We start from the raw sequence: 13,558 nt of genomic DNA, 5'->3' as shown, positions 1-13,558 counted from the left end.
TTATCTGACATGGTACGTAACCTCCTTTGGTTGGTATTTTGTGTGCTAACTTAATTCTACCAAACGGTTACGTCCATGTCATTTTTATTGGACTTCTATGAATTTGCGAAAAATATTATACTTTATCTATAATGTCAATTAGCAACATAATAATCTATTTGAACTGTCTTAATATTCTCAGATACTCCCTCACCGGATGTGATCCCGCTTATAAGGAACTTTTTACTGTTCTTATCATATGCGAGCTCATATTCCCTGTTCTCCGTATATTTATTTTGTTTGGCTTCATCGGGATCTAATGTTGTATCATCGTTTAAAAATTCACGTGTTTGAACAGTTATGTAATAGTCATAATCCTTTTGGCTGAAGTCTGAATCGTCTGAAAGAGTAAAGCTGTCGAGGTCAAAATCAATTTTCTCAATTCCGCCATGATAATACTCTTCATATTTCTTCATGTTATCGATAAATCTCTGAACATATTCTTTAGCATAACCTGTCAAGCCATTTGCCTTATTTGCATCCCTTGACTTCTTAGCGTCTACGATTGACTTATTACAGGTGACGATGGTATCCATAACTAACTGCTTAGTTTTTTCATCAGGCAAAAATTTGATACTATTTGTCCCTTTGGTAAATTCTTTTGTCTTAAGCTTACCCCACGGGAATTGCATTTCAAGCTGAACTTTATCGCCATTAGAGAACGGGATATAATAGTTGTCAATTACTTTTTCATAACTTGAGACCGCCTTTTTTGTATCCTCGCCGTTTATATAAACTTCTGCGTCTTTAAATTTTTCCCCAACACCAATTTGCAATTTGTCAAAAATGAAATTGGATGATTTTTCTCCTGAGGTGTTGACAGTTTGGCTTAATGACTGAATCAAATTACCGCGATAATACTCTGCCACAAGCCTATGCTTTCCCGGGGTTATAGTTATCGTTCCCTCTTCTTCGATGAGATAGTCTACTAAACTGGTACCTTCATAAATGGATATTGGGCAAAGATTGGTTTTAATCCTGCACTTATATGTTTTTACGCTGATTTTATAGATGTTTAGCCACAGAAAATTCTTTTTTGTCAGTTTAAAATTATCGCCATTATAGTTGCCTAATTTCAGTTCATCAAGTTCATCTAAAATAGAATCGTCGCAGCTGTTTACAAACTCGGACGCCATCTCTTTATCAAGCCCAGTAACTCTTGCGACCATATTCACATTCTTTGATTTTAATGCGCTCTCAAGGCGTTCCGCAGTACCCTTTATACTATACGTGTGATTGATTGCAGCAGAAGCAGCAATGACCACAATAAGAGCTTGCAACGCCGAGGCTACGATGGCTATCTTCTTTCGCTTAGAGTAAACTTTCTTAGATTGGTCCGCCGTTTGAGTTCGATTAAGGTACGAAGCTTTTATTCGCTTTTTTTGTTTTTTACGCCAACTGCGTGGAAGATTGCTCACAGGCTCACCGCAATGCGGACATATAGTACTTCCTTCTCTTATTTCCGCACCGCAATTATTACAATACACTTCAACGCCTCCAACCTTATCTTGGGTCGTAACCAAAACGATAAATAGCATAACCTGTAATATATTATATAAATTATATTATATTAGCATTAATTTAACAACTCATCATAAAGTACATGTATCGTAGTAAAAAGCGAGTAGAATTGTTGCCGGAAAGAAAGTAATCGCAAAAATAATACTCATTTTGTACTCTTAAAATTGTCACATTGAGGCATAAAGTTAATTTTTCAGCGCAATTCGAAAAAATGATAAACCCGCATAAATACTACATTCGTAGTACTTATGCGGGTTTCATTATGGCACGAGTAAGTCTATAAGCCGAGTTCTGTATTTGACAGCCATCTATCTCGACTACACGTTGCCGTGCAGCTCAAGCCACCTTCCCGGAACACGCCGGGCCAGCGTATACGTTCCTCTATGCGGTGTTGCTTCGGATAGGGTTTGCAGGGCCGCACAGTCTCCTGTGCGCCGGTGAGCTCTTACCTCGCCTTTCCACCCTTACCGCTTACGCGGCGGTATATTTCTGTTGCACTTTCCCTGGAGTCGCCTCCGGCGGGCGTTACCCGCTATCCTGCCCTGTGAAGCTCGGACTTTCCTCAGATGCGGCCTTTCGGCACTGCACCCGCGGCTGTCTGACTTGCTCGCGTGTGATATTATATCTTATTAGCGGCCTTAAGTCAATAATTTATCCGCAGCATATTCAGTAATTTTAGTAATTATATGGCATGTGTTGCTGTGAGATTTTTTCGCCGCAGCGCGATATAAGTGACATTTCAGATAAGACATCGATTGCCCTGCGCGCGAATTTCTCAATTTGCGTTTGCCTATGTTGCAAACTCAGCCGCGCAGATATATACTTTTTATAGTACAACATAGAAAAGGGGCTTTCTTATGGACAAATTCGCAAGGGAAAATCTCATGTTGCGTATTCGTAAAACAATAGAAAATCTGAAAAAGAACAAGATGGACGCATATTATGTTGAAACAAAAGAGGACGCACTGAAAAAGGCCGCCGAGTTTATCAAAGACGGTGACACAGTTTCCGTCGGCGGCTCTATGACATTGTTTGAGACCGGCATAATAGATTATCTGCGCTGCGGCCGTTTCAATTTCCTTGACAGGTATAAGGAAGGGCTGACAAAAGAAGAAATTGAAAAAATCTACCGTGACTCGTTTTTTGCGGACGCTTATTTTGTCAGTACCAACGCTATTACTGAGGAAGGCGAGCTATACAACGTCGATGGGCGCGGGAACCGCGTTTCAGCGATGATATTCGGGCCGAAAAGCGTCATCGTTATAGCGGGCTACAACAAGATTGTTTCCAACAGGGAAGCCGCAATAGAACGCGTCAGGAAAATCGCGGCTCCGGCAAATGCGGCACGCCTTAGCTGCGCCACTCCTTGTGCCAAAGTCGGCGAATGTATGGACTGCAGAAGCGACGCCAGAATTTGCTGCAGCTATGTATTCCTCGGACAGCAAAGGGAAAAGGGACGCATAAAGGTAATTATCGTCGGCGAACCGCTGGGGTATTGATTAAACACAGTACATAAGGCAATATCTCGTTTGAAATTAAGAAATGGCCGGTTTTGACCGGCCATTTCTTATTGCCTTATTTACCCTTCTTAAGAGGAAAAACTATTACAACTTAAAATTCTCGCAAAGCCACCGCGCCACACCGTCCTCTGTGTTCGATAAAATCACAGCGTCGGCCACTTCTTTCAGTTCCGGAACGGCGTTTTCGACCGCGTAACATTCATCCGACACTTCAAACATCGGTATATCGTTTGCAGAGTCGCCGAATGTAATAATTTTATCGCAGTTTAACATCTCTTTAAGGCGCTGCAGTGCGGTCGCTTTTGACGCGCCGGCAGGCATGATCTCACACCAATATTCAGGCCGGTATATTTCCTGTTGAAAGACGCACCTGAACCTTTTGTCTTTGGCAAAGTGTTCAAAAACAGGCGCGAGTTCTTCCTTTTCGCCTATACAAGTATAGTAATACACCTCGCCCCGAAACAGCTCATCTGTATTTTCGGCTTGCCTGAACCGCTTGTCCCCTTTTCGCGATGAAAGGTAATGGCGTTTGCCCTCGTTTTCACTGCCTTTAAGGTATGTCACGCGCTCGGCGCCGCCGTCAAAGGCATAGACAATCGGGAATATGCCATGCTTTTTGAACCACTCTTTGGCAAAGGCTCTTTCTTCCTCTGAAAAGGTAACCGCAGACAAGTTTTCACCTGTAATAGGGTCTCTTATAAATACCCCGTTGTTAATAATTACAGGCAAGCGGATATCCAGACGCCCAGTGACCTTGGACGCCGACGAAAGCGACCGGGCTGTCGCGTATGAAAACATCATGCCTTTTTCAATGAGGCGGTTAATCGTTTTAACTGTAAAATCGGAAAGTTGCTCATCTCTCTGCAACAATGTCCCATCCAAATCGGATAAATACAGTGTTTTCACATAAGCACCCTCATGCAATATAATTTAGGAAACAAAAACCGCCATGATGCGGAACGTATCATGGCGGTGATTTTATACTCTTACAGGCTGAGCACCGATTGTAACCTTTTTAGCCGATAAAAGTTTTTCAATCCCGGCAATCTTTACGCACAAGCAAAACAGCTTTGCTGCTACTTTCAGTTCATCAAGCGGCGGGTAGGTCGGCGCAATGCGGATATTGCGGTCGCGCGGGTCAATTCCATAAGGATAAGTTGCGCCCGCGGGGGTCAGTTTTACGCCCGCCTCTTTGCAAAGTTCAACCGTTCTCTTAGCACAGCCGTCAAGCGTATTGACGCTGATGAAATAGCCACCTCTGGGATTCGTCCACTCTGCAAGCCCTGTCCCGCCGAGTTCGCTCTCAAGGGCGTTGATAACTGCGTCGAATTTGGGTTTAATGATCGCCGCATGCTTCTTCATATGCTCTTCAATGCCTTTTAAATTCTTAAAGAAACGCACATGGCGGAGCTGATTCAGTTTATCCGGCCCAATAGTCTGGAAAGCAAGCTGCTTTTTGATTGAAGCGATGTTTTCTTCAGAAGCAGCCATCATTGCGACACCTGAACCCGGGAATGTAATCTTTGACGTCGAGCCGAAAATATACACCATGTTTTCTTTCCCGTTAGCACGCAGCGCTTCAAGTATATTTTTAAGCTTGTCATGTTTGTCGGTGAGATGATGTACGCAGTATGCATTGTCCCAGAAAATGCGGAAATCCTTCGCCGCAGGATTCAGCGCCGCAAACCTGTCAACAACCTCATCGGAATATGTAATTCCTTCGGGGTTGGAATATTTAGGAACGCACCAGATACCCTTTACAGACTCGTCGTTTTCAACATAGAACTGAACTGCGTCCATATCCGGTCCATCCGATTTCATCTCAATCGGTATAAGTTCTATTCCGAAATGCTCAGTGATAGCGAAATGGCGGTCATATCCGGGACACGGGCACAGGAATTTAACCTTGTCGAGCTTGCACCACGGTGTTTCGCCGAGGATACCGTGTGTCATCGCGCGCGCCACCGTATCATACATCATATTTAAACTCGAATTGCCGCCGATAATGATTTCCGAAGGTTTTACCTCCAGCATCTCAGCAAAAAGCCTTTTCGCTTCTGGGATACCGTCAAGAAGCCCGTAGTTGCGACAGTCCACTCCGCCTTCAGCCTTGCAAGACTCGCTGCTGTTTATGCAATCGAGGACTTCAAGCGACAGATTGAGCTGTTCCGCCCCCGGCTTTCCGCGAGACATGTCGAGTTTTAGGTTTTTTGATTTAACGTCTTCATATTCTTTCAGAAGGCTGTCTCTTATTTCACAAAGCTCCTTCCTGCTTAAAGAAGCATACTCAGCCATTTAATTACCCCCGATATATCATGATGGTCAATAAAATCAACCTGCATTTATTTGAATTCATACCTATATATTTTAATATATGCAAATGAAATTTGCAAGTTTAATTTTTCATAAATTCATAAAATAAAAAAGAGCAGAAATTATCTGCTCTTTTTTCACAGATAGATAAGTTTAATTTTTTCAACCTGCTTTATTATTTCGGCATAAATCTTATCCGGCGAAACACCGTATTTCTTAGCGGATTTTTGGACATTTTCTGCTTCTGCCTTATATTTTTTAACACCGCCGAATGACGAAAATTTCACTGGAATTTCGCCATATTTTGTTTTTATATGCTTTATCTCTCTCTGCATGATTATGCGCCTTGACGTCCGGACTCTCAGCCCAATGGAGCCCGTCAGCTCAAAAATTATCTCTGCGGCGCGCTTTGTAAAGCTTTTGTCGCACAGCACCGTCAGCATGTAGGCAGGCCTCTGCTTTTTCATATATATCGGCGTAAAATATGCGTCAGCAGCCCCCTCTTCCATTAGCACTTCAAGGCAGCGGCCGAGCGCTTCTCCTGTTGTGTCATCGACATTGGTTTCAATGACGTCGACAGTATCCCCCGGGGAGTCCTCACGCAGGCTTCCCAAAAAGGCCCGCAGGACGTTCGGCTGGGACAACTCTCTTTCACCCGCGCCGAGCCCTATCTTTTCAACCGTCATCTCCGGCATCTCGCCGAACCCAGAGCAAACGACGGCAAGTATCGCCGCTCCCGTCGGGGTAACAAGCTCGCCGTTGTCAGGAGACGTTATTTTAAACGGTATACCGGCGCTTCTCAAGATTTCGGCTGTTGCCGGCGCCGGAACGGGCAGTGTGCCGTGCATGCATTTAACAGTGCCGCCGCCGACGTTGAGCGGTGAGCAGATTATCCGTTCGGCTCCCAGACTGTCGATGCAAAAAGCGGCGGACACTATGTCCGCAATGGAATCCGCCGCACCCACCTCGTGAAAGTGGACTTCCTCCGGCGGTATGCCATGGACTTTGCCCTCAGCCTGCGCCATCGTCATAAAAATCTTTTTTGCACGGGCTTTGACTGAATCTTTAAGGGTGCTTTTATCAATTATCTCCTCAATATCGGAAAGGTGCCTGTGAATATGCACATCTTTACGGACAGCTACGTTGAATTTTGTAGCAGTAAAACCGTTCTTTAATGTTTTCCCAGCCGATATTTCAAAGTCGCTGAGTCCAAGCGAATTCAGGGCGTCTTTAAGTTCTTGCAAGCCAACCCCGAGGTCAAGCATAGCGCCTGTAAACATATCGCCGCTGACCCCTGAAGAACAGTCTAAGTAAATTGTCTTGCCGTCTATGTCAGACACCCCTTTCCGTCATCTTGTCGTGTAAAAGCCTATTTATCTGTCCGGCGAGATAGCCCGCACCGAAGCCGTTATCGATGTTGACGACGCCGACCCCCGCCGAACAGGAGTTGAGCATGGTCAGCAGTGCCGAGAGCCCGCCGAAATTCGCGCCGTACCCTATACTGGTTGGGACGGCAATAACCGGACGCTCGACAAGGCCTCCGATGACGCTCGCGAGAGCCCCCTCCATGCCGGCTACCGCTATAACGACGTTTGCTTTTCTTATGGTGTCGAGCTTGTCAAAAAGCCGGTGGATACCGGCGACGCCGACGTCAAAAATCCGGGTAACATCGCACCCGAAAGCCTCCGCTGTCACCGCCGCCTCTTCCGCTACTGGAATATCGGACGTGCCGGCCGTACAAACAGCGACTGTGCCTATCTTTTCCGGCGGTGTTTGCTCTATATAAACGGTTCGCGCTGCCTCATTATACACTGCTCCGCTGAGTACGCCCTTTATGGCGTCATAATGCTCCGGCTCGGCCCTCGTCGCCAGCACATTTCCGCCGCCGCGGGCCAAGTTCTTGGCAATCGCTGCCGCCTGAGCGGGGGTTTTGCCTTGGCAGAAAATCACCTCGGCAAAACCGGTCCGCAGTTTTCTGTGATTATCCACCATGGCAAAACCCATATCGTCATACGGCAGCCCTTTGAGCATTTCCTCCGCCTGTGCGACGGAGATTTGACCGTTTTTGACCGCCTCTAAAAGAGCTTTTACGTCCATATTTCCTCCGGGATTAAAATTCCGCACTTCCCGCTGTTCTCGGGAACGGAATAACGTCACGAATATTTGATATGCCCGTAATATACATGATAAGCCGTTCAAATCCAAGCCCGAATCCGCAGTGGCGTGTGCCGCCAAAACGGCGCAGGTCAAGATACCAAGCGTAATCTTCCTTACGCATGCCAAGCTCGTCTATGCGTTTTGACAGTATATCGAGCCGTTCCTCACGCTGTGAACCGCCGATTATCTCGCCTACCCCCGGAACCAGCAAGTCCATCGCCGCGACAGTCTTGCCGTCGTCGTTGAGGCGCATATAGAACGCCTTTATCTCTTTCGGGTAATCGGTGACAAATACCGGCTTTTTGCAAACCTGCTCCGTCAGGAAGCGTTCGTGCTCGGTCTGAAGGTCACAGCCCCAGAATACCGGATATTCAAACTTATCCTTATGCTTTTCGAGTATCTTAATGGCTTCCGTATAGGTGAGATGGTCAAATTCAGAGTTGACAACGCCGTTCAATCGCTCGAGAAGTCCCTTGTCAATGAATTTATTGAAAAACTCCAGCTCGTCCGGGCAGTTATCCATAACATATTTAAGGACATATTTAATCATGTCCCGGGCAAGCTCCATATCGTCGTTTAAATCCGCAAAGGCGATTTCAGGCTCTATCATCCAGAATTCAGCCGCATGGCGCGGTGTATTTGAATTTTCCGCGCGGAAAGTCGGGCCGAATGTATAGATTTGACCGAAGGCCATCGCCATCGCTTCGCCCTCAAGCTGCCCTGAAACAGTGAGGTTCACGCTCTTGCCGAAAAAGTCCTTTGAGAAATCTATTGAGCCGTCCTCAAGGCGGGGCGGATTTTGAAGGTCAAGCGTTGTGAGCCTGAACATCTCACCGGCGCCCTCTGCGTCGCTGCCTGTGATTATCGGCGTGTGAACATACACAAATCCGCGCTCTTGGAAAAACTTGTGTATTGCATATGCCGCAACAGAGCGCACGCGCAGGGCCGCTCCTATAGTATTTGTCCTCGGCCTTAAGTGAGCGATAGTACGCAGATATTCCAACGTATGCCGTTTCTTCTGCAAAGGATAGGTCGGGAGTGATGCACCCTCAACTCTGATTGTTTGCGCATGAACCTCGAGAGGCTGGCGCGCTTCGGGAGTCAGCACGACCTTTCCTGTTACGGAAATGGATGAGCCGACGCCCAGCTTTGCTATCTCAGTGAAATTCTCAAGTTCTGTGTCGAAAACAATCTGAAGGTTTTTGAAAGAGCTTCCGTCGTTTAACTCAATAAAACCAATGCTTTTTGAATCGCGTACAGTCCTGACCCAGCCACAAACGGTAATTTCTTGTCCGCCGGTCCCAGGATTATTAAATAGATCTTTTATAAGTGTTCTTTCCATTTTATTACCCCTTTACGGAAATATTATAACCCTTTGTTTTTGCCGTTACAATACTGCTGGTTTCTTTAATATATAAAGGTTTCAATTATGCTTGCCAAATACTACAGAAAATGTTACATTAATATAAAAGCATACATTTTTGCTTTCAATATTACAAATTTCCGCATGATTTTTATTGGAGATGGCCTTTGTTGGACACAAAAAAGTTCACTCTGATAGTAAGTCTGCTTACGGCTGCAGTATGCGTTATGACGATTGTATATAACTTTGCCTCTATGCCCGCCTACGGCGACGGGAACGCTATAGCTCAGCCCCTATATGCTGTAAACTCTCAGCCGAGCTCAGAACCTGCGTCTTCATCAGTAACTTCGTCAGAACCGGGCCTTAACAGTTCAAGCACTCCGTCCGGTTCCTCAAAAAGTACATCCCGCGCCGCGTCAGAATCAAAAGGAAAAACTGCGGGAGTCATCAATATAAATACTGCGACGCTCAGCGAACTCGACTCGCTGCCGGGTATCGGGCCGACAAAGGCACAGGCGATAATCGATTACAGGAACGCCCACGGTAGCTTTAAAAGCGTCGACGAGCTTATAAATGTCAAGGGAATCGGAGAAGCGACGCTCAATAAGATAAAACCGTATGTTACAACATAATTGCTTGAAAGCGGATGAGCCATAGCCAAAGGGCCGCTGCAATAGCGGCGGCTTTTAATCCGGCGGAGAGGGCATTTAAGCCTTCCCCGCCGGGCGCTTTTTTGCCCTTATGTTTTTAAACCGCTCCCGGGCTGTCATTAAGCCTTTTAAATAGCAAAACACAATTCACTTTTCGGTTTAAGTATAACCTTAGCTGTTCCTATGTCAACCCCAAATTATGTTGCACTGCGGCGGTCATTGCCGATTTTATCGAGCAAGGTTTATTATTCTGAGTTGTTTGAATATTATATAAACGTATCCAATAAAAGCAGACCACTGTTTTTGAATAACGCTACTGAATGATCTCTTTATATTTTCCATCACAGTGCCGGCCGCCTTTTTGCTTTACTTATTGTTGATTTTGATATAAAATATAAACTGTATTACTCTATTCGATAAAGCTGTATTATTTAAGATTACTTCGGAATTTTAAAGGAGTTTAAACTATGCTCTCGCGAATAAAAGCGGCTGCCATTTGCCTTTTGGCATCTGCGGTAGCTGCGCTGACGTCCGGCTGCACGGTTATTCCCGCCGATATATCGGAACTGGAAACTCCCCCGAAGCTTTCGGCAGACCAGCAGGCCATAGTAAAAGCCCTTGAGGCCCATATCGGCGACAAGCCGAATTTTAAATTCCCGCTGGAAGGGGATTACCGCAGCGCTTTTATAATGAAGGACCTTGACCATGACGGCACAACTAACGTGATAGCTTTTTACAGTGCATCCGGCAGCAGCGCATCTTCACCTCATATTGCGGTGCTCGACAAAGTTGGAGACAGTTGGCAAGCTACCTGTGATATCAGCAGTGAAGGCAATGAAATCGACAGTATTGAATTCGGGGATTTTAACGGCGACGGGCACGACGATATGGCAGTCGGATGGCGGACTTTCAACAGTACAGATTTGACACTGATAGTCTATACAAGAACCGGAAAAGCATTTACAAAAACAAAACTCGGAACCTTTACCAAGATGAAGACCCTCGACATGGACGGCAACGGCAAGACTGATATCCTCCTTCTCAAGCTGGACAGCGATATAAAACAGGCAGCAGCACGCCTTATCAGCTTTAGAAACGGGAAACTCACGGCTGTGTCAAGTTCGCCCCTTGACAGCACCGTTACAAGCTATAGCGGCGTTTATATTACAAAGCTCAAGGGCGGAGACAACGCCGTATTGATTGACGGCGTAAAAAGCGAAAACAAATTTATAACTGAAATTATAGGCTATAAAAACGGACAGCTTATTTCACCTCTTTATGACAATGACAAGCACACAGTTAATTCGACAATGCGGTTTGTCGATTACAGATGTACTGATATTGACAAAGACGGTTACGTCGAAGTGCCTATGCCTGTCGAGCTGCCTTATGTGCGCAACAAAGATGATACAAATAAAGTTTGGCTCGTCAGGTGGAACATATTTGACAGCGCAAGCAATACCTGGACGCCAAAGCTGTCCTGCTTAATGAATTACAACGAGGGCTATTATTTTAAGTATCCGAAAAAATGGGACAGCAATGTAACGGTATCGCGGCAGGACGGCGACAGTACTTGGGTTTTTTGTGAATGGGACGCTAAAAACAATAAGTATGGCAAGACCTTATTCTCCATTAATGTTTACTCTGAAAGCATTTGGAATACAATTTCAGTCAATGAACCGATTTATAAAATTGCCGAAAAAAACGGAACGGTTTATGCCGTAAAGTTTGACCAGCATAAATCAGATAGCGAATATGCTCTTACTTTGGACGAAATAAGCAGTAATTTCAGGCTGCTTTATTAAACCGAATTATACGTTAGGTGTCCTACTGCAGAACGGGGGGCTATGATGAAAAGTATATTGGTAGTTGAAGATGAAGAAGCAATCCGCGAATTTATAATAATCAATCTCAAAAGATCGGGCTATGATGTGTTTGAAGCTGGAACCGGCGAGGACGCGCTCCGCATTTATGATGAAAATGCGTCAAAAATCAGCATCGTCCTTCTCGACATAATGTTGCCCGGCATAGACGGTTTTGCCGTCTGCAGAAAGCTCAGAGAAAAGAGCCGGACCGTCGGTATCATTATGCTTACTGCACGCACGCAGGAGCTTGACAAGGTCGGAGGACTTATGATCGGCGCCGACGACTATGTCACGAAGCCGTTCAGCCCGTCTGAGCTTGTCGCGCGCATTGACGCGCTCTACAGAAGGCTCGAAATAGACCGCGAAAGCCGTCAGCCTGAAGAAATTGTCTCCGGCATATTCACCCTGAATTTAAAAAGCCGTACACTTAAAAAAGGTGACAAACCAGTTGAACTGACTCAGGTTGAATATCAAATTATGAAATACTTCATGGAAAACCCCGACACGGCGCTTTCGCGCAGCGATATTCTCAATCACGTCTGGGGTGAAGATTATTTCGGAGAACTCAAGATTGTTGACGTTAATGTGCGGCGCTTGAGAATGAAAATTGAGGATGAGCCGTCGAATCCGACGCACATTCTCACTGTATGGGGATATGGGTACAAGTGGAACGCAAAATAAACTCTTTTTTTAGACTGCGCGACAAGCAGAACCGCAAGCTGTTAAAAGGTATTACGCGGCGCTGGCTCCTCAATATCATGTGCGTAATCTTTGCAATTCTCGTTGTGATCTGGTTGTTTTTTGCTTTTTCTATTCACAGCTATTTTTACAATACTCTCAGCCAGACACTGCAAAACACCGCTCACAACAACAGTGTCAGCTTCTCAAACCTTATGGGCACTGTGTCGACGGATTTCTACTCAGTAGCGAGACGGAGCGTTGAGGGATTTGTCGACAAAGATAAGATGGAGCTTATATTTCTTGACCGCAACGGTTATCCCATCTTAACTTCAAGCGGTTTTATGCCGTCCAATACGGTTCCCCGCGATTTTATTATTGCCCGCAGCTCCTCCTCCGGCATTGGCGAATGGGACGGTGTCGACCCTTCAACCGGCGAAAAGATAATGGCTGTCACTGCCCTCCTCAGGGGCAAAGATAACAATGTTGTCGGAGCCGCGCGTTATGTTGTTTCGCTTTCAAGAATTGATATGCAGATAGCCATATACATCCTTATCAGCGGTATCATCTGCATTGCAATAATCTTTTTTGTTATAATGTCCGGTATCTATTTCATAAATTCGATTGTAATCCCGGTGCGTGAAGTCAGCTCGACAGCGCGCCGCATTGCGTCCGGCGATTTCGACGCGCGCATAGACAAGCAATATGACGATGAAATCGGTGAGCTTTGCGATACAATCAACTACATGGCCAGCGAACTCGGCGCAGCCGAACGGATGAAGAACGATTTCATCTCTTCCGTTTCCCACGAACTCCGGACACCTCTTACCGCTATAAAAGGTTGGGGCGAAACTATACTTTCCGCCGGGTCTACTGAAAAAGACACCTTTAATAAAGGCATGAATGTTATAATCAAAGAAACTGAGCGCCTTTCCAGCATGGTTGAAGAGCTTTTGGACTTTTCGCGCATGCAAAACGGCAAATTCAAGCTCAAGGTCGACAAAGTCGATATCCTGGCGGAGCTTGGCGAAGCGGTCCTTATGTTCTCAGACCGTGCGCACCGCGAAGGGCTTACACTTATCTATAACGAGCCTGAAAGCTTGCCCACAGTTATGGGAGACCGCAACAGGCTAAGGCAGGTTTTTGTCAACATTCTCGACAACGCATTCAAGTATTCTGATCCAGGCGGTATTGTCACAATATCGACATCAAGCGGCCAGGGATTTGTAAAGATAGCTATTTCAGATACAGGCTGCGGCATTCCCGCTTCCGACCTGCCCCGCGTCAAGGAAAAGTTCTTCAAGGGTAATTCCACAAGGCGCGGTTCCGGAATAGGCCTTGCTGTCGCCGATGAAATCGTATGTCTTCACGGCGGAACTCTTGAAATTGAAAGCGAAGATTCCAAAGGAACTACCGTAACAATTACCCTGCCCTCAATCTGAGCATAAAGGT

The 13,558-nt window shown here is 45.7% G+C and carries 11 protein-coding genes, 1 other RNA gene and 1 pseudogene; 5 read left to right on the top strand and 8 right to left on the bottom strand.

Features of this window, described 5'->3' with window-relative positions; all coding sequences use genetic code 11:
- Positions 1-134: 134 nt before the first annotated feature.
- The 3 genes and pseudogenes from V6C21_RS03155 to rnpB form a co-directional block, all read right to left on the bottom strand.
- On the bottom strand, positions 135-1,319 hold the full coding sequence (locus tag V6C21_RS03155) for a TcaA 3rd/4th domain-containing protein (RefSeq protein WP_479268300.1): 1,185 nt from the start codon (positions 1,317-1,319) through the stop codon (positions 135-137).
- A 141-nt stretch (positions 1,320-1,460) separates the two neighbouring features.
- Positions 1,461-1,577 (bottom strand): annotated as a pseudogene (locus tag V6C21_RS03150) (zinc-ribbon domain-containing protein); the annotation flags it as partial.
- Between the two features lie 247 nt (positions 1,578-1,824).
- Positions 1,825-2,170: RNase P RNA component class A (gene rnpB, locus V6C21_RS03145), an RNA gene on the bottom strand.
- A gap of 247 nt (positions 2,171-2,417) precedes the next feature.
- On the opposite strand from rnpB, the gene V6C21_RS03140 reads away from it, so the two are divergent.
- Complete coding sequence (locus tag V6C21_RS03140) at positions 2,418-3,059, top strand: lactate utilization protein (RefSeq protein ID WP_034841432.1); 642 nt, start codon at positions 2,418-2,420, stop codon at positions 3,057-3,059.
- Positions 3,060-3,164: 105 nt separating this feature from the next.
- Here V6C21_RS03140 and V6C21_RS03135 read toward each other — a convergent pair whose 3' ends face one another.
- The 5 genes from V6C21_RS03135 to asnS form a co-directional block, all read right to left on the bottom strand.
- Entirely contained in the window at positions 3,165-3,986 is an 822-nt protein-coding gene (locus V6C21_RS03135; protein WP_479268297.1) for an HAD family hydrolase, read from the bottom strand.
- Positions 3,987-4,058: 72 nt separating this feature from the next.
- Positions 4,059-5,375, bottom strand: a complete 1,317-nt coding sequence (locus tag V6C21_RS03130) for an aspartate aminotransferase type Ic (protein ID WP_045085169.1) — start codon at positions 5,373-5,375, stop codon at positions 4,059-4,061.
- 155 nt (positions 5,376-5,530) lie between these two features.
- Complete coding sequence (larC, locus tag V6C21_RS03125) at positions 5,531-6,733, bottom strand: nickel pincer cofactor biosynthesis protein LarC (RefSeq protein WP_479268296.1); 1,203 nt, start codon at positions 6,731-6,733, stop codon at positions 5,531-5,533.
- Entirely contained in the window at positions 6,726-7,490 is a 765-nt protein-coding gene (gene larB, locus V6C21_RS03120; RefSeq protein WP_045085168.1) for a nickel pincer cofactor biosynthesis protein LarB, read from the bottom strand. Before larB ends, larC begins: the two co-directional genes overlap by 8 nt.
- Before the next feature lie 13 nt (positions 7,491-7,503).
- On the bottom strand, positions 7,504-8,892 hold the full coding sequence (asnS, locus tag V6C21_RS03115) for an asparagine--tRNA ligase (protein ID WP_045085167.1): 1,389 nt from the start codon (positions 8,890-8,892) through the stop codon (positions 7,504-7,506).
- Positions 8,893-9,140: 248 nt separating this feature from the next.
- On the opposite strand from asnS, the gene V6C21_RS03110 reads away from it, so the two are divergent.
- From V6C21_RS03110 to V6C21_RS03095, 4 genes are all read left to right on the top strand, one after another.
- Positions 9,141-9,545 carry a ComEA family DNA-binding protein gene (locus tag V6C21_RS03110; protein ID WP_479268295.1) on the top strand — a complete coding sequence of 135 codons (405 nt, stop codon included), beginning with the start codon at positions 9,141-9,143 and terminating at the stop codon, positions 9,543-9,545.
- 485 nt (positions 9,546-10,030) lie between these two features.
- Positions 10,031-11,368, top strand: a complete 1,338-nt coding sequence (locus tag V6C21_RS03105; protein ID WP_479268294.1) for an FG-GAP repeat domain-containing protein — start codon at positions 10,031-10,033, stop codon at positions 11,366-11,368.
- A gap of 45 nt (positions 11,369-11,413) precedes the next feature.
- Complete coding sequence (locus V6C21_RS03100) at positions 11,414-12,109, top strand: response regulator transcription factor (protein WP_034841410.1); 696 nt, start codon at positions 11,414-11,416, stop codon at positions 12,107-12,109.
- Complete coding sequence (locus V6C21_RS03095; RefSeq protein WP_479268293.1) at positions 12,094-13,548, top strand: HAMP domain-containing sensor histidine kinase; 1,455 nt, start codon at positions 12,094-12,096, stop codon at positions 13,546-13,548. The genes V6C21_RS03100 and V6C21_RS03095 overlap by 16 nt, the downstream gene beginning before the upstream one ends.
- The last annotated feature ends 10 nt before the right edge of the window (positions 13,549-13,558 follow it).

The organism is [Clostridium] cellulosi, from assembly GCF_036762875.1.
Lineage (GTDB): Bacteria > Bacillota > Clostridia > Oscillospirales > Ethanoligenentaceae > Ruminiclostridium_D > Ruminiclostridium_D cellulosi.
The sequence above is the reverse complement of the archived record's forward strand: the minus strand, read 5'-3'. Positions and strand labels throughout refer to the sequence as shown.

Bases quoted from the DNA above. Each gene is read 5' to 3' on its own strand.
- V6C21_RS03105 (WP_479268294.1), top strand. From the start codon at position 10,031: ATGCTCTCGCGAATAAAAGCGGCTGCCATTTGCCTTTTGGCATCTGCG.
- larB (WP_045085168.1), bottom strand. From the start codon at position 7,490: ATGGACGTAAAAGCTCTTTTAGAGGCGGTCAAAAACGGTCAAATCTCC.
- V6C21_RS03100 (WP_034841410.1), top strand. From the start codon at position 11,414: ATGAAAAGTATATTGGTAGTTGAAGATGAAGAAGCAATCCGCGAATTT.
- V6C21_RS03110 (WP_479268295.1), top strand. From the start codon at position 9,141: ATGACGATTGTATATAACTTTGCCTCTATGCCCGCCTACGGCGACGGG.
- V6C21_RS03130 (WP_045085169.1), bottom strand. From the start codon at position 5,375: ATGGCTGAGTATGCTTCTTTAAGCAGGAAGGAGCTTTGTGAAATAAGA.
- V6C21_RS03140 (WP_034841432.1), top strand. From the start codon at position 2,418: ATGGACAAATTCGCAAGGGAAAATCTCATGTTGCGTATTCGTAAAACA.
- asnS (WP_045085167.1), bottom strand. From the start codon at position 8,892: ATGGAAAGAACACTTATAAAAGATCTATTTAATAATCCTGGGACCGGC.